Source organism: Anaerocolumna sp. MB42-C2 (genome assembly GCF_030913705.1).
GTDB lineage: Bacteria > Bacillota > Clostridia > Lachnospirales > Lachnospiraceae > Anaerocolumna.
This window is the reverse complement of sequence record NZ_CP133190.1, coordinates 4827892-4846386: the sequence shown is the minus strand read 5'-3', so window position 1 is coordinate 4846386 and position 18495 is coordinate 4827892. Positions and strand designations below refer to the sequence as shown.

The 18495-nt window shown below is 39.6% G+C and carries 11 protein-coding genes; 1 reads left to right on the top strand and 10 read right to left on the bottom strand.

All coding sequences use genetic code 11. The features are described 5' to 3' along the window. Positions 1-66 precede the first annotated feature (66 nt). The 6 genes from RBU59_RS21470 to RBU59_RS21445 form a co-directional block, all read right to left on the bottom strand. Positions 67-2508: a glycoside hydrolase family 2 protein gene (locus tag RBU59_RS21470; protein ID WP_308144519.1), complete on the bottom strand. Its 2442-nt coding sequence runs from the start codon at positions 2506-2508 to the stop codon at positions 67-69. Between the two features lie 140 nt (positions 2509-2648). After that, positions 2649-4955 (bottom strand): glycoside hydrolase family 95 protein, encoded by a 2307-nt coding sequence (locus tag RBU59_RS21465; protein WP_308144518.1) that lies wholly within the window; start codon positions 4953-4955, stop codon positions 2649-2651. 15 nt (positions 4956-4970) lie between these two features. Continuing rightward, positions 4971-6386 carry a family 43 glycosylhydrolase gene (locus tag RBU59_RS21460; RefSeq protein WP_308144517.1) on the bottom strand — a complete coding sequence of 472 codons (1416 nt, stop codon included), beginning with the start codon at positions 6384-6386 and terminating at the stop codon, positions 4971-4973. 455 nt (positions 6387-6841) lie between these two features. Continuing rightward, positions 6842-8620, bottom strand: coding sequence for a DUF3502 domain-containing protein (locus RBU59_RS21455; protein ID WP_308144516.1), 1779 nt, complete (start codon positions 8618-8620; stop codon positions 6842-6844). A gap of 46 nt (positions 8621-8666) precedes the next feature. Continuing rightward, positions 8667-9557, bottom strand: a complete 891-nt coding sequence (locus tag RBU59_RS21450; protein WP_308144515.1) for a carbohydrate ABC transporter permease — start codon at positions 9555-9557, stop codon at positions 8667-8669. A gap of 11 nt (positions 9558-9568) precedes the next feature. Beyond that, positions 9569-10522, bottom strand: coding sequence for an ABC transporter permease (locus RBU59_RS21445; protein ID WP_308144514.1), 954 nt, complete (start codon positions 10520-10522; stop codon positions 9569-9571). 239 nt (positions 10523-10761) lie between these two features. Here RBU59_RS21445 and RBU59_RS21440 point away from each other — a divergent pair, with 239 nt between their 5' ends. Beyond that, positions 10762-11073 (top strand): hypothetical protein, encoded by a 312-nt coding sequence (locus RBU59_RS21440; protein ID WP_308144513.1) that lies wholly within the window; start codon positions 10762-10764, stop codon positions 11071-11073. Here RBU59_RS21440 and RBU59_RS21435 read toward each other — a convergent pair. The 4 genes from RBU59_RS21435 to RBU59_RS21420 all read right to left on the bottom strand — a co-directional run bounded on the left by RBU59_RS21435 (position 11062) and on the right by RBU59_RS21420 (position 18323). Then, entirely contained in the window at positions 11062-12780 is a 1719-nt protein-coding gene (locus tag RBU59_RS21435; protein WP_308144512.1) for a hypothetical protein, read from the bottom strand. The two genes, RBU59_RS21440 and RBU59_RS21435, sit on opposite strands and share 12 nt — an antisense overlap. 18 nt (positions 12781-12798) lie before the next feature. After that, entirely contained in the window at positions 12799-15141 is a 2343-nt protein-coding gene (locus tag RBU59_RS21430) for a helix-turn-helix transcriptional regulator (protein WP_308144511.1), read from the bottom strand. Between the two features lie 272 nt (positions 15142-15413). Then, positions 15414-17795 carry a glycoside hydrolase family 31 protein gene (locus tag RBU59_RS21425; RefSeq protein WP_308144510.1) on the bottom strand — a complete coding sequence of 794 codons (2382 nt, stop codon included), beginning with the start codon at positions 17793-17795 and terminating at the stop codon, positions 15414-15416. A gap of 87 nt (positions 17796-17882) precedes the next feature. Then, positions 17883-18323 carry an RbsD/FucU family protein gene (locus RBU59_RS21420; protein WP_308144509.1) on the bottom strand — a complete coding sequence of 147 codons (441 nt, stop codon included), beginning with the start codon at positions 18321-18323 and terminating at the stop codon, positions 17883-17885. Positions 18324-18495: the final 172 nt, after the last annotated feature.

Genomic DNA, 18495 nt, shown 5'->3' with positions numbered 1-18495 from the left:
AAACCCGCATGATCTATATACAATCACACAGTTAAGTCCCCTTCGTTTCTAACACGAGGTATTATCTTAATTAAATAATTTAATTCTAAGGATAGCAGCCGCTTCTTCCGGAAATAGAACTCTGAAATAACGAAATGATTTTCCACCCAGACTGATATCCAAAAACGAATTAACAGCTTTATCCTTACCGACCGCTATTACCTCGAAATCTACCCCATTACTGGAAATACTGATTTCATAGGGCTTACTGTTAACCTCCTCAAAAAATAGTTCTCCCCGGTTTACCGGTTTGGTGCCCTCAAGATCGACCATGATCCATTCACCAGACTTTTTCTTTCCGGCACGCCAGGGTTTGGTACTGCCCTGGTCCGTAACATTTCTGGCGGCATAATCCGGTTCTTCACTGCTTGCAAAAACCGGTCTGCTTACACCAATGTTGAAACTCTTATCACTTTTTGGAAACCCCTGAACTGAGGGCGGCGGTAATAGTTCCTTTCGTTTTTGATTCTCCCAAACGTAATCTCCTGCTGAATTGATAATAAGTTCTCCTGTAACCAGCCCATTTGCTTTAGCCGATATCCGGTTTTCTCCTGCATAATAGGAACGCAGCTCTATTGCACCAAGACCTTCATAAAAATTCCTTTTTTCAGGTGAAAATACAAAACGCTTCCCTGTAGGGAAAACTGCTCCTCCGCTTATAACCTCCAGCTCGACTTCCATGGAATTGGCTATCCTGTTCCCGTCCTGATCAATTATTTCTACCATAATAAAAGCATCTTCCGTGCCATCCGTCTTAATACATGTCCGGTCTGACGTAATTCTCACTGCATAGGGAGTCCCTTCCTTTACCGGTTCCGGCTGTTTAATTCCCAGCAGAGTCTCCCGATACCAGTACCAGAGATTAAGAGGCAGCCTGTAATAATCAATCATTCCCAGGTATCCCATATTCCACAAGATGCTTCCATGATGGAAAGCACACCATAACGCTTTACCGGAACGCCAGGGATAATCCATATCCATTTCCCCGGAGACAATACTGCCCGGGCGGTTACTTTCTTCATAACTTCCATACTCTGAAACGAAGTTTGGAAAACCCGGATCATGAAAAATTGTTGCCCCGTCTCCATTATACCCTGCGATATCCCCCAGGGTATCAAAACCCCCTCGCTGGGCTCCGCCAACTGCGGCAGGACGGGTCGGGTCTTCTTCGTGACTTACTCCTACCAATCGTTTCACAAGATTTTTTGCCTTGTCCATAACTTCTGCGGTAGAAAAAAATGGTTCGTTGCACATACTCCAGACAATAATACTCGGATGATTCCGGTTTGTCCGTATCATTTCTTTCAGGGTATTAATACAACTCTCTTCAAATTCAAACTGATCTTCTTCCTTAATGGGATAACCACTGCTGGTCCAATATCCCTCTTCCTTAGGTCCTCCGGTTCCCCAGAAACAATTTTCCGACCAGAATAGTATACCCTGTTTATCACATTCCTCAGCGAATACCGTATGATGAGGATAATGGGAGCCTCTGATAAAATTCATACCACAGTCCTTAACCATTTTTACATCCCTTTGTATTCCGGAATGTGTAACCGCATCGCTCCACCCTGCGTGATCCTGATGTACATTTGCTCCATTAATATCGTAATGTTCTCCGTTAAGAAAAAAGCCTTTATCCGAAGTAAAATAAAACCATCGGATTCCAAAGACAGTTTCATAACTGTCATATAACTCTTCTCCCATATAAACATAACTTTTCAGGACATATAACTTAGGTGTATCCGGATGCCACAATTTAGGCGCCGTGATTGTATCACTCTGATGAAAAACCATCTGGCTCTTTGCCTGAAGCTGTCTTGTCTCGGAGCACCTGATTACTTCAACCCCTTTATATTCAATGACAGAGACCAGTCTGCAGGTAACGAAAGAGTCTGTTTCATTTTTTACCTCAGTATTGATATCAATAACCGCTTCCTCCCTCGAAACAAAAGGAGTTGTAACGTAAGTACCATACCAGCTTATGTGTACCGGCTCCGTAATCAGGAGACTTACATCCCGGTATATCCCTCCATTAAATACATGTTCTCCTGCCCGGGGTGCTATCCTTGGATTCCAGTTATTATTCAGCCGAACAAATAATAAATTCTCCCCTGCAACAACATAAGAAGTAATGTCAATCTCAAAAGCAGTATACCCGCCTTTATGGACTCCCGCTAGCTGACCATTTAAATAAACTTCAGCATCCTGAAATGCACCCTGAAATTCCAGAGATAATCTCTTACCGGCCCAACTCTCATCCACATAAATTACTTTTCGGTAACATCCGTAACCAACATAAAATTCATTTTCCTGAAAATACGGTATTCCAAAGGAATGGGGAATCCCGATATCATACCAGCTACTGTCCTCGTATTGAAAGTCCTTAGCCTCAGGATAATCCCCAAACATGAATTTCCAATTATTATTTTGCAGCAGTTTTAACCTTCCAGTCTTGTTCTGCATCATATTCAATCTCCTAACTATGTTCTTTATCTAAAAAGTCATAATAAACCATATTTTGAACAGAAATGATGGATAAATTCATGCAACTGCACCATGTCATCAATCCTTATGCAATAAATTGTTTATACAAACAATTAAATACATTATAAAAACTGTATTTCATAAACGCCCTCACCGAAACAAGCTACTTTCTGTTCTTCATAAGTAATGCTCACGTTTTGTTCCGAAACGACTCTGGTAATTCCGTCAGGTTTTATAAAACAGAACTGTCCGCCTTTTTCCGCACGAATACTGCCAGAAATAACCTTTCCGTCCTTCCAGTCAAAAGATACCAGAAGGGCACCTTTGGCCTTTAGTCCGCTTATATGTCCGCAATCCCAGGTTTTTGGCAAGGCAGGAAGAAAGGTAAGTTCACCGTCTACATTTTGGAACAGCATTTCAGCAATTCCTGCCGTTCCGCCGAAATTGCCGTCAATCTGAAAGGGTGGATGACGGTCAAAAAGATTGGGATAGGTGGATCTTGTCAACAGCTCCCTGATATTCTCTCCGGCTTTTTCACCGTCTCTAAGTCTGGCCCACATGTTAATGATCCAGGCTCTTGACCATCCCGTATGACCGCCTCCGTTCTTAAGACGTCTTTCCAAGCTCACCCTTGCAGCCTCCATTAATTCCGGTGTTTTTTCATAAGTAATCTGTTCCGACGGATAAAGTGCATATAAATGGGAAATATGACGGTGTCCCGGTTCCATTTCCTCATAATCCTCCGCCCATTCCATTAACTGGCCGTACTTTCCCACAGAAAGCTCCGGCAGACGAAGTAAAAGTGTTTTCAGTTTTTCAGTCAAAACATCCACACAGCCGGTAAGCTCTGCCCCCTTGATACAAGCCGTAAACAGGTCTCTGATAATCTCCGTATCCATAGAGGGTCCGATACATAATTGTCCCTCCTGTCCGCTTTGATGGAGATAGGTATTTTCCGGTGAGATGGAAGGTCCGGTTACCAGTTTCCCCTGATGGTTTTCAAAGAGATAGTCTGCCATAAAAAGACTGGCTTCCTTAATCAGATCCATATTCTCCTTTAAAAAATTCAAATCGAGGGTATATTCATAGTGGTTCCAGATATGGATGCATAACCAGGCTGCTCCCATAGGCCAGAGAGTAGAGGGCATTACCGTATCCTGGGGAGCGCAATCTCCGAACAAATCCGTATTATGATGGGCAACAAATCCGGATAGGCCGTACATATCCTTTGCAACCTTTTGCCCAAACGGAAGCATTCTGCGGATTAATTCAAACAGCGGCAGGTGGCATTCCGTTAGATTGCAGCTTTCAGCCGGCCAGTAATTCATCTCTGTATTGATATTAATGGTATATTTACTGCCCCAGGCAGGATGCTCATTCCGGTTCCAGATGCCTTGCAGATTAGCCGGCTGTGACCCCGGTCTGCTGCTTGAAATCAACAGATATCTGCCAAACTGGTAATAAGCTGCGATCAGCCCCGGATCCTCTTCTCCCTGTTCCATGGCTTTCAGTCTTTCAGGGATTGTCCTTTCCTCCTTAATAGTGTCCTGCCCTAACGTAAATTGAACACGGTCAAAATAACTTTTATACTCCTTAACATGTTCCGACTTTACCTCTTCATAAGGTAATTTAAGTACGGCTTCAAGTTTACCCCTGCACCAGAGGACCGGGTCTTCCTGATAGAAATCACTTCGGATTGACAGATAGATTGTAAAGGAATCTGCTTCTTTCACACGAATCTGGTCTCTGTGGATCTCCACCGTACCGCCTTCCTCCTTGATTGCAGCCATAATGCAATACCGGCAGCCCTCTGCGCCCTCCTTAACGGTCATAGATAGGATACGTTCGGATAACTTCTCGATTTTTTCCACATTACTACGGAAAGATGTTAGGGTCAGACAGCCATTTACTTTCTCATCCCCCTTACTCTCCTGGTGGAGGGTAATTACCTGATGAACGGCACTTGCAAAATATTCTCTTTGGTACTCCCTGGCTCCCATCTCATATTCTATCGTTACAATCGCCCGATTTAAGTCAAGGTATCTCTTATAATTTTTAAATTCCACTTTATCCTCATGAAAATCAAAGAAGACTTCACCGGCGGTACTGTAATTTCTCTGCTGGTCCGGCATTGGCATTAAAGTATCCTCTGCCAGTTCCTGGGCTTCTGAAACCAAACCGTCCGACAGTAACTGCCGGACCTTAAGATAATTGTCTTTTGCTTCCGGATTCACGCGGTTTCTTCCACCGTTTCCATACCAGATGGTATCCTCATTCAGCTGTAATTTTTCTTGCCAAACTCCTCCAAAAATCATAGCCCCAAGGTTTCCATTGCCAATGGGGGTTGCTTCATTCCATATTTCTTCACTGTCCGGTCTGAATCTTTGATAAGGCACCGGTCTGTCATATAGTAAACGATTCTTCTCCATAAGGAATCCTCCAGATTAAATTAAAGTAAATGATTGTAATGATGCACTGCCCTCTCCGCGGTAAGTAATATAAATTGCCTGCACACCATCCGGAATGATAATGTCCGCCGTATATTCTTTCCATATATTCGTAAATCCCACCGGAATACTTCCAAGTGCTTTACCATCCCAGAAGGTTTTTATCTCAAATTCACCTTTACAGTATCCACGTACTTTAATTGCAACTTTTTTAATTCCTTTACAATCAAAATATTTAAATCCGGCGGTAGCCATATCAGACATATTCTGAATATAACCTATTTCTTCATCCCCATCTCTGCCGTCCTGTGTTATTTTGGGGAACCGGCTGTCCATCCACAGACCTCCAAGGGGAGTATAAATTTCTTCATGACTGCAGAAAAGATTGCAGGCTAAATAAGCAGGATATTCTCCCTTACCCACTAAAGGGCCATCGTTTAATCCGCAGGAGGTCATTTCCGGCTGTATGATTGATCCATCTTCTAAAAACTTAATCGGCTCTGCACAGCCTTGACGGCTGAAATTGGTCCCATCAGTATGGCGGTGGTAAAATATATACCACTGACCCTTAATTTCCACAATACTTCCATGATTATTAGACCCATAATACATAGGTTTTCTGGCTGGTTTATAGGAATGGATATGCATATCGCAATTACTGCTTACTACTCCGCCGTATACAAAACCTTTAGTGGGAGATTTACTGGTTGCATAACATAATTCATGCATAACAATAGAGGAATAGATAAAATAATAAGTATCTCCTCTTTTTCTGATGGACGGCGCTTCAAAAAACTCGTGTTCAATAAAGGTGCTGCCCTCACTAAAGGGCTCGCTTGGAGCAATAAATACCGGTTCTTCCACAATGGTAAGCATATCCGGCCCCAGTACCGTAGCCATAGGGCCGCTTCTGGATTTGTCACCTACACCGCAGAAGCCGGTATACAAATAGGTTCTGTCACCTTCTGTTAAGACTCCCGGATCAAACTGAGGTTCGTCACCTTTTCTTTCTCCCAGACGTGTACCGTCAGCATAATGTACATAACCGTAAAATTCGTATCTTCCTGCCGGTTCCTCACACACTGCAACGGATACGATACTGACTTTATCCAGGACATAATATAGATAATAACGTCCGTCAGGACCTACTGTTACATCCGGTGCATATAAACACATGCGCCCGTCCGGATTCAACGGATCCGATATCTTCGGGTAAATCACCCCTTCATATCTCCAGTCCCCCAGGTCATCAACCGGAGCCGACCAGCATACATAATCATTTAGACAATAAGCATTTCCCCTGAAACGGTCATGAGATCCATAGACATAGATACGATCTCCAAATACATAAGGTTCCCCGTCAGGTATATATTCCCAGGACGGAAGATATGGGTTAAAGGCCTGTTTTTTCATAAATATTTCCTCCAATTTAAGTGTTTTTATCTGAATATTGATGAATGATTTATTATAGAATACTGGATTTTATGATTCAATGATAAATACTAAGGTTTATTTGAACTATATTAATGATTCAAACAAATTATTATGTAATAGAACGTAATTTCTTATTATATAAGAAAGAGTTTGGCTTGCCAGACTCAGCGCTGACGAGCTGTCACGACAGTGACATCTTCCTTAAGTGCGTCATGCGCATCCTGCCGGTCGGGCTTTTATTACATAGGGAAGTTCGGTGAACTTTCCTATGTAATAAAAAGGGGCGACTGCAAAAATCAGTAAGTATTTTTCCCGGGAAGAATACGGATTATATGATACAAAAATATAATCCATACTCTAGACCTGGGTTTTGTAACCTTACATTTTTGCAGCCGCACCCGCCTGGAGCAGTATTCTTAACTATCTAATCCTTATTACTTGCCAGCTGTTTTCATATATGCATCATAGCATTTCTGATAACGTGCAATATAGTCATCTACTCCCATATCCTTTAATTTGCTGATATAATTATCCCATTCTTTATCAATATCTGTATTGCCTGTAATAAACTGAACCGCAGCCTGGTTTACAAATCCGCCGATGGTCAGTGTATATTCAGAAATAGCCTGACTGTCTTCCCCTCCGAAAGCAAGGTTTGGAATCAGAGTACTGACATCCGGTGAATATTTCTCATATTTTTCCGCTGCCTTCTGGAATACATAATCCCCATTTACATCAGGGTGTTCTATCTTTACGGCAGAACGGAAATCAACAGTACTGGATCTTAACATAGCATCAGAAGTATAATACCAATGATCATATTTTTTAGAAAATCCATTACCGAGCCAGTCATAATCATCCGGAATTTTATAGGTTTCATATTTAGGAGTACCATCACCTAAAGAAGTCCCATCTGTTGTCCAGTCCCAGCCAATGCCTTCCGGCCCATAGGACTGCACATTAGCAGCTTCTTCTGATGCCAGGAAATCAAATAAGGCTGCTGCTATAACCGGGTATTTGCAGTTAGCAGATATACTTCCTACAGAAGAACCAAAGTAAGTGGTTATACTTCTGGCTGCCAGTCTTACACCATCAGGTCCAGCAACCGGCTCAAGACATGCCCAGTTCTGCCAATCACCAGGTTTATTAGCCCAGAAATTATCTCCATCTGCATTGACACCGCCGTCTGCATATAATCCTACAAGATGGTCATCATTATTTAAAACAGAATCAAACTGAGTACCATCCTGAGTAAAGGTCTGATTATCAAGTAAACCTTCTGTATAAAGCTTATTCATATATTTAAGCGCATCTTTATACTGGTCCTTCATTACGTTATACTCAATTTTACCATTATTAACTACAAGTCCGGCTGCTACCGTAGGATTTGTATTACTTAATGGATTGTTACACTGTACAAAGGAGTTGATCATCCATACAGTAGGATCGGTTGCCCAGCCGCCGATATAACCGGTCATCGGTATTTCATCTGCTGCACCGTTACCATTTGGATCCTGTGATTTCACTTTTTTCATGTAATCATACAGTTCATCTGTAGTCTGAGGAACTTTACCACCATTGAGCTTTTCTACCCAAGGCATATAGATCCACATTCTGTTCTGGAACATACAATGAAAGCATTCATTCTCATCACCATATGTATAGATATTTCCGTCAGTCATGGTAAGATCCGCTTTTCTGGTAGGACTCTTTTCATTATTAGTATTCCAGTTCGGCGCATCTTTCAGATAATCATTAAGCGGAAGAATCAGTCCCTGCTGTCCATAAGACTGTACTTCTGATTTCGTCCAGTTCGTAGCCAGGAATATATCAGGCAGACTGGCTGAATCTGTCATAACAAGATTTAATTTGGTTTTTGCATCATCACCATCTAAATCATATACATAATTCAAATGGATATTTGTTTTTTCCTCAATCCAGTCGGTTACATAATTATCCTGATAAGTACCACCGCCTGTATTCGTTGCATATACAAAAACATTTAAATCAAGTTTTTGCTTTAGTGGAAAAGTTACATCTTTAACAGATTTGAAATTAAATGGGTCTTCAGAAGACGTTGATTTCGTTTCATCTGTTTTTGGGTCGGAAGATTTTGTATCCGATTTACCACAACCTCCCAATAATGATACTACCATAGCAACAGCAGCTATAACAGAAATCATCCGTTTGTTAAAAAACCTTCTCTTTTTCATAGTTTTTCCTCCTATTATTTATATATAAACCTTAAAAGGTTCATACTCAACCTTTAACAGAACCAATCATAACACCCTTTACAAAGTATTTCTGTACAAAAGGATAAGCAATCATTAAGGGAAGACTGCTGATAATAATTGTCCCATACTTTAACATTTCACTTAAATACCGGTTCTTCGCCACCATAATTGGATCCACACTGGTGGAAGTCAGATCCACCTGGGACATCAGAAGGATTTTTCTGAGTACCAGCTGTAGCGGGTATTTATCTACTGAATTGATATAAATCATAGGATTAAAATAAGAATTCCATAAAGAAACCGTTACCCAGAGACAAAGTACCGCTATAATTGGTTTTGACAAAGGTATTACTATCATAGAAAAGAATTTAAAATCAGAACATCCGTCCATCTTTGATGCTTCCAGTAGTTCCTTAGGTATCGTCTGATTAAAAAAAGTTCTTGCGACGATAACATTGTAGGCACTTACTGCACCGGGCAGAATGATTGCCCACATGGTATTGATCATGTTCAGATTCTTAATTAGCAAAAAGGTAGGTATTAATCCCCCTGAAAACATCATGGTAAACAGGAAAAGCCCTGTAAATATTTTTCTTCCCCGGAAATCATCCCTGGATAAGGGATAAGCTGCAAACAGTGTCAGGATTATACTGATTAAAGCCCCGCAAACCGTATATATAAGTGAATTCTTAAACCCTGTCCAAATTGATTTATATTTAAATACTGTATCATAGCTGTCTAAGGTAAATCCTACCGGAAAGAGTTTGACCTTGCCAGACATCAGCGCATTACCACTACTAAACGAGCAGCTGATAATATAGATAATAGGATATAACACAACAATTAACAGCAGGGTAAGCAATATATAATTGACAAAATAAACAACCTTATCCTGTGTAATTCTTCTACTCTTCATAATTTTCTCCTTTACATAAAACCATTTCCCGATACTTTATTGGCAATTTTATTTGCAGTAAGTATCAGAACCAATCCAACCAGTGACTGGAACAGTCCGATTGCGGTAGAATACGGATAATCCGGAAATGTGGAAACCAAAGATACCTTATAAGAATAGGTTGTAATGATCTCTGAAGTAGCCAGGTTATTCTGGTTCTGCATAGCAAGAACTTTCTCATACCCGACATTTAATAGACTTCCCATATTTAAGATCATCATAATAACCACTGTAGGTATAATAGCCGGTATATCCACAAACCGTATTCTCTGCAAAAGAGTGGCTCCATCGATTATAGCCGCCTCATGCTGCTCCATGTCCACACCTGCCAGGGCAGCGATATAAATAATTGCGCTGAAACCTATCCCCTGCCAAACACCGGTCCACACATAAAGGGAAGGAAACAGTCCTGCACTGCCCAACACATTAATTCCGAAATGATTATAAAGGACACTGCCGATTACACCGGTTCTGTTGTCCATAATCAGATTAATAATTCCTACAAATACGATGGTAGATATAAAATACGGACAATATGTAACCAGCTGGACGGTTTTCTTAAATACGATATTTTTAGCATAATTTAATGAAAGTGCTAAAAATATGGAACAAGGTATGCTCACCACCATGGAATATATGGAAACAACCAAGGTATTGCGGAGGCATTCTTTAAAATTATAATTTTTGAAGAACCTTATAAAATTATTAAAACCATAATTATCAGCCCATGGACTATTCCATATTCCCAGTGTTACCTTATAATTCTTAAAAGCGAGGATAACGCCGTACATGGGACCATAAGCAAAAAGCAGTAATACAATTAAAGGCAGTGCTATCATAAAATATAATTGCCAATGGGCAGAGAAATATTTCAGGAAGCTTCCTTTCTTTTGAATCGTTACATTAGCTTTATTACTGTTAAGCAATTCATTCACCTCTTCCTTTTCTTTATTTCATCATTGCATATTACCGATCAAAAATATATATACAATACTTTTTCCCCACTATTCATATTTTAAGAACCCGCTGTTTTCAAGGCTTTGCGGCTTTTTACATAGCTTGTTTCAGAGGACAGTTAATGTTATAATTAGTGCATCGGCTCCCCGGATATATCCAAAAACGAATTTGGAAAAGTCTGATATATAAAAAATAAAGGTGGTTTCATATGTTTACATTAAAAAAAGATAAAAAGAAAAAAATGCATATTGATATTTACAGTAAAAACCGTCTGATCTACCAGGGGAGATGGGATGATCTTCCTTTATCAGAGAATATTATTATTGAAAAGAGCATTGATTTTTTTAATGACCCTGAACCCTGCTACATCCATAGGGATGCAGTCAGAGTCCGCCTGCTGGCGGAATTAGAAGCCGGTCTGAATCATAATTTTCAGTCCATTCCGCCGCAGTGGCTGGATAATTTAACAGCATTGACCGGAATTTCTCTTATCACCCAGGTAGAATTTTCAGAAAAATAATAAAAGTATAAATAACAGCAGGAATAAAAATCCATATATTAATTTAACTGCAGTCATTCCCTGTAAGGTAAATCTGGATACCGCCGGCAGGTTCCTGCTTTTATTTATAATAAAGATAATAATACCCTGAGGTATGCACATAGCCAGTACATAGATCAGAAGCATCCAGAATACCAAAAAGGTCATCTCCTGTTTTTGTTTGACCATATAAAGAATGGAGGCCGCATAGAGCTGACCTGTACAGAAGAATTCACCTGCGGAAATAACTATCCCCAGTACAAACAGCACCGGCAGGAAGAATGTTCTTGGTACATTGTCAAGTTTTTTAATAACTGTATGATTAAAATGTCTTAGTTTTTTCGGCAGCTGAACAATTATTTTACCATAATTCTTTTTTCTTGCATTCCAGAAATCAATAAAGTTCAAAATACTCAAAACCAGTGCCAAAACAGCAAAACACGTGGTTAGGATTTGTTCCATACGGGTAAAATAAGCTTCTTTAATTACAGCAAAAACGAAGAAGGCTCCCATTCCCATTCCCAAGTAAGCCAATACCTTTCCGGCCATATAGCTGAGACTTCCTTTTATAAAATCCTTGCCGGACATTAAAAGCAGGGATAAAACCATCAGTAACATGGATGCGGAGCAGGGATTTAAGCCATTTAATAACCCTGTAGCCCCAAGCTTTAATAAATCCTTTCCTTCTATTCTATCATTTTCTGCAGCAGATTCTCCTTCTTTCCACGAAAAGCCCATTGCACTGCCGTCTTCAATCACTTTCACCAAGCCGTCTTTGATAGCCGTCTCACCCGACAGAAAACCATTCTGATAGAAAACAAGCGGAACCTGCTGTTCATTACCTGGTACTGCATATTGTTTCATAAGTTCATTAAGCAGTTCCAGATTCCCTGAATCTAATATGTTACACTCAATCAATTTTATTTTGGATACTGTATTACCCTGTTCTTTCTTAATTGTATATTCGCTTTTCAGAGTGCTTTGGAGAAATTTTTTAACTTGTGCACAGCTGTCACAGGAATATGTAGTAAAAAGCAAAAGAATACTATCACCAGGATCAGCATTCTCTATCATACTCCTGATATCCTTATCTTTACTTATATCCTTAATTATATTATCATTAACATCTTTACTGTTGTCATTACCCGTATCTTTACCGTTATCATTATCAAAACCATTGCCTATATCTTTACTGTTATCTTTGTCTAAATTATTACTTTTATCATTATCTGAAGCTTTACCAATATCTTCACTTAGCTCTTTATTAATATCCTGGCCGATCTGACTGCCGATTTCATCATAACTTCCCTTATAGATTTTCCCGTCCAGCAAAGCTAAGGGTACTGTAGCATCTGCGTCAGATATTCCCAGTGTTTTGAGACGTTTATCCATATATTCTTTGTCTTGTTCTTTGAATACATTATAAGCAATACAGGTTATTTTAACGTCCGGGTTAATCTTTAGGATATTATCTCTGACAGCTTTATCAAATTTCTCGTTTTCCTTACAGGATTCACAGGGACCGTTATAGAACAGCTCCACTTTAACCTCATTGGAACCATTCTTAACTTCTCCCCTCCCGTCAACCTGCGTTTTAAATAAATTGGACCGATATCCAATAACAAAGATCAGACATAGTATTGTACTAATTAAAATAATACTCCACGCTATTTTCTTGCTTTTATTCATGCTCATCCCTCTCATTCCTTATTTTTTTCTGTATTCAGAGGCGCTGGTTCCCGTCACCCTCTTAAACGCTCTGCAAAAAGAATTAGTGGAACCGTAACCTACGTGATCCGAGATTTCTCCGATTGAGAGACTTGTCTTCTCCAAAAATTCCTTGGCTTTATCAATTCTTATCCCTTCCATATAAGTAGAAAAATTAATTCCAAGAGACTGCTTGAATATACTGGATAAATAGGGCTCACTTATACTGAAGATATCTGCCACACTGGTAAGGGACAGATTTTTGTCACCGTAATTAATATCAATATAAGAAGCGATGGAAGCCGTAAGTGCAGAGGTATCCTTAAGTTTCTTCTTGTCATTGACACCTTTACATACTGTCCGGTAGAGGTTAAGAGTAAGAGTAATCTGGTTAAGGAGAGTTGCATTACTATTTTCCTCTAATTTATTATAATAGGTACGGTATTCCGATTCGTCCGCCCCAATCCGGCGGATGATTCTAAACAATACAGTCTGCAATTCATTTAAAAGCATATGCTGGAGGTATACCGGCAGGTTGTTCTCAATAAAATACTTCTTTATGATATCTTCCAATGCATCATGGAGTCCCTCATTATCTCCTGCCATTACATAATGCATAAGTTTTAAAGAAAAATCCTGGGGAGGATAAGACGGAATATTTACAAAATTATTAATATACCAAATAACGGTATTGTCAATCTGCCCTTTTTCATTTTGGAACATATACACTGCATTATTATAGGAGTCCTTAAGTTCTGTCAGGCTCTCTACTTCATTGCCGCCATATACAAAGAACTGCTCCGATACATTTGCAGGCATAGCCTCTTTGATTTTCTTAATCTTATATTCTGTTTCTTCTCTGAAATACTCCCTGCGTTTCTTATCAATACTAAACATCAGTACTACCTGATTACTATCAAGATTTGTAAAAAGGCTGTCCGGAAGTTTCGCTTTCATTACTTCAATCAAGGAAAGAATGCAGGAGTTAATCAGTTTCAGATCATCTTCCACTATTTTATCTATTTCCGTATTGAAACGGAATATCAGGATGCCAAAAACTCTGTCTTTATGGGGCAGTCCAATATTATCTGCGATGATGGACGCCTCTTCCTCCGTGGTAAAGTTTCCATATAACAGTCGATTAAAAAAGGAATTTCTCAAAAATGGTTTCTGACTTTCAATCATCCGTGCCATATCCGTATTGGTATTTACCAGATGATTAAAAGTCTCCTTTAGGCTTAAAAATACTGCCTGATGACCTTTAAATGCTTTCGTACTTTGGGAAACTTCCTTCATAATATCATTAATAGGGGTAGCACTTTTCTTTGACATATAATAACTTAATACGATTCCCACCGTAACTGCAGCAAAAATAAAAACAGCCAGCACGATTATACTATACATGCTCCTGCTGTTAACTGCCACCATTGGCTGCAGCATATAATATTCCAGTCCGGAATTGTCTGAGGCATACCGGATCACCAAATATTTTTCTTTACCAAGCAGTACTGTCTGATTCTCAGGGTTCTTATTTTGGGTAATGACCGTATTAACTGCCGGGATTACCTCCCCAAAAGCCATCTCTTTTGGCTCACCCTGGGCTTTATAATACAGGAGCTTTCCATGAAAATCTTTTATAAATTGTATACTATTATCCGCCCGTGCCGGCATTAAGGTTTCTAATACCGTATCTTTAAGCAGGATCTGTATCCTGCTTTTACCGTTATAATCCCCATAAATCATGGGTCTGGTATAAGCAATCATATTTAAATCCGTTTTCTTTTTGTATTTATATGCTTCCATCGGACTCAATCCGTATATCACTTTATCCTCTTTCATATGCTGGTACCAGTCCTCGTAACTTTCATAACTTTCCTCATGGAGGTAGAGATCATAAAAATCCTTGTATGTATAGGCAATCTGCCTATTCACTACCGTCTCACTTTTATCAAAAAAAATAAAATAATCAAATATGGACTGATTAATAGCATATAAGTCCGGGAGCAAGGAATGCAATTCATATACCTCATAGGAATTAGGACCATCAAAAACGGTGGACATTCTCTTAAAGCTGTTAACACCCGAATTGGTGGCTAGACTGTCACCTAAGTAGGAAACTTCATCCAGCATCGTATCCACTAAAACCGCAGCATGTTTTAACTCTGTTTTTCTCGCCTGTACATCGTCGTGGCTTATTACTGAGATCATTCTTACATAATATCCACTGCAAATAAATAATGGAATAAATAATACAATAAAATATGTCACCATAAACTGATACAAAATGGTATGTTCCTTCGATTTTTTGAATAGTTTAAAAATTCTTTTTCCATTTTGCTTCATAAACTGGTCTCCTTAATGAAAATATTATTTTTATGAATTATGTAATTAGAAATGAAAAAGGAGCGCTGCAAAATAAACCATAATGCAACAACCCCTATTTTTAATTTTAAATCAATAGTGTCAAAACTTCATGTCACAGCATCGTTTATTATATCCTCCGAGCAGATTTCCATCCGTTCATTCACTATTATTACATAAAATCATACAAACATGTATATTCAATACTTATTTTATTATATACAATTTTTAAGAATTTTCAATTATTATATAAATTACCTGTCTGAGACTATTTTTACATTAAATATTCTGTTCTTCACCAAACCGGGATAACTCCCTGATGGTTCACTTATTTTAAGTTCTCTGTTTTCTTCGGACCAGACCATCTTCGTAATGGAGTATTCGCCTTTTTCATAACGGTAGCTGTTGCCTTCATCTTCGTAAATTAAATACTCTGTATCCCTTCCAGGATAAACCAATACCTCTATCGGTGCATCCGGTACTTCATCCACATACTGCATTGGATCAGTCATTGGTATAATGCTTCCTGCTTTTACATAAACAGGAATAATATCTATGGGTGCGGCAGCAGTAATTACCTGACCGCCTTCATAGTAATATTCTGTCCAGAAATCATACCAGCCGGTTCCCTTAGGAAGATAGACCTGTCTTGTTTTTTCCACATTTGTAACCGGTGTGGAATTCTTATCATAATACATAGGCTGTGTTACAGGACAAATCATCAGGCTGTCACCGAATAAGAACTGGTCGTCAATATTTTTTACCTTTTCATCATAAGGAAAATCAAAGGCAAGGAGACGAAACATGGTATAATCCTCCCTCCAAACCTTTGCGGCAAGGGAATAGATATAGGGCATCAGGCGGTATCTTAACTGGTTCATCTTTATGAGGGAATCATAAAACATACTGCCTGGTTCGCCAAAGTTCCAGAGTTCTCTTCTAAAATCCGTACCATGGCTTCGGAATATAGGCAGAAAACAGCCGTACTGAAACCATCTGGTGAATAATTCACGGTAACCAAGATCTTCATAGCCCTGTTCATAGTCACCATCCCAGAACCACTGTACCCCTTTTTTCACAAAAAATGCACCGATATCCAAGGTCCAATAAGGAATTCCACTGGCACAAAAATTTAATCCGGCGGCTATCTGCCGTTTCATCGTGGTCCAGTCTGCCGAGATATCTCCTGACCATAAAACTACTCCGTATCTTTGCTGTCCCGTATAGCCGTTCCGGGTAAGGTTTAATACCCTTTTCTCCTCTGTCTCGCCCCGCTGGCCTTCATATATAGCTCTGGCGTGGAATAACCCATAGGAATTGGTAAGTTCAGCTCTCATATACTGGCTGGCAGTATCATAAAATTCATGGTACATGGTACTTGGCTCAGGCTTTCCCATATGATTCCATTCAGGAGTAAAGGGTTCACTGGAATCGCACCACCAGGCATCAATGTCAAAACAGAATAAGCCTTCCTTTGCCTGTTTCCAGTATAGCTTCCTGCCCTCCTCGCGGAAAGGGTCATAAATACTGCTGGCCGGTAACAGAAGCTGTTCTTTTTCAAATTCCTTATAATTCTCACAATCCTTGCTCATATTTGGCCAGACAGACAACATCAGATTGGCGTGATTTTCATGTAGCTGTTCCATCATAGCAGCCGGGTTCGGAAATCTTTCTAGGTCGAATGTCTTTTGTCCCCATAATTCGCCTTCCCAGGAACACCAGTCAAGAACGATACCGTCAAGACCTACTTTTCTGTTTCTGTGTTCTGCCACAATATTCTTTAATTCTTCTGCAGTTTCGTACCTCTCCTGGGACTGTATAAAGCCAAAAGCCCACTTTGGCAGCATAATGGCTTTTCCCGTCAGCTTACGGTAACCATGTACCACTCCGTCAATATTTCCGCCATGGATAAAGTAATAATCCAGCTCCTCATCGGCCTCGGTATAAAGGTAGGAACCGGCATTGGTATCATTAAATATCATCGGGCTGTAAGTGTCCATTAAAATACCGTAGCCTAAACTTGAAACCAGTACGGGGATTCCGATTTTTTTATTGGCCTGATGTACATAAATCATTGTTCCCCTCAGATTCAGATATCCTTCTTCATGCTGGCCCAAACCATAAAGGGCTTCCCCGTCCTGCCAGGTTAAATACAGTCTGGTTCTGTAAAGCTTACGGTCAAATACTTTTGAGGCTTCTTTCACAACTTCCTTAATACCATCCGGGGTAACAATCCGTTCCACCTTTGTATTTTCATCAATCACCGTCTGAAAGGAGTCAAATTCCTCTAAATTCTTACTCTCATAATCCCGTTCGCCAAGGAGCAGCTTCCCCTTGTAGTCATAATACTTAAGGGAGGCTGTAGTTTTATCTATGACTACGAATAAACTGCCGGTATCTACCCTGATTTCCTGACCAGACTCTTTATAATCCCAGCCAGAGAAAGTTTCGTCATATATTACCCCTGGTTTTGCCTGGCTTAAGAAATAATCTCTCTGCGTATAAACAATGCGGATAATATCCGGTGATTTCGGCTCCAGCTTCGTTAAACCATCCTCCGAATACAGGATTAATGCATCCTGTACCCGTTTTACCTCCGTAATTTTCCTGTCCGGTCTTCTTTTTACTGCTAACATTGATACCTCCTTATTCCTGCCTTATTCCCGTGTCTTGCTTATTTTTTTTACTCTATACTTTTTCTTCCGGTAAAATATAAGCATCTGTCAATCGGCAATTACTCCTTTTTGCAGCATAATATTGGCATAGAGCGCCTTCTCACTGGTGGCAATAATTAGATAAACCTCTCTTGCCTGATCATAAAAGGTAAAGCGTTCGATATTACCTACCGCCTTTTCTCCTCTTTCATCATATTTTGAAACAATTGATTTATAAGTATCCCATATCGGTGTCTTAACCGGGTCTCCAGGCATTACTTCCATAAGATTCACCGGATGTTCCACATAAGAATCCAGTGGAAATAACTTTAATATGGCCTCCAGGATTTCCGGCACTCCATGACCGTCACACCGGATCACTACTGCCTTCTTTCCCATGGACTCTGCCGGAAAATTACCGTCTGCAATAATTAACCTGTCGCTGTGCCCCATTTCACATAATACTTTTAATAATTCCGGTGATAAAATCTGTGGTATTCCTTTTAACATTTTTGCCTCCTTCGGATGTATATTACATCCTGATAATATTTTTTATTTGTTTCACTTCCAAAATGATTGAATGATAAGAATCAGGAAATTCAACTTATAATGGAATTATAACAGACCCAGATTATATTACTATAGATTTAATTGACATTCTTAAAGGTTTTATGTCGCCTTT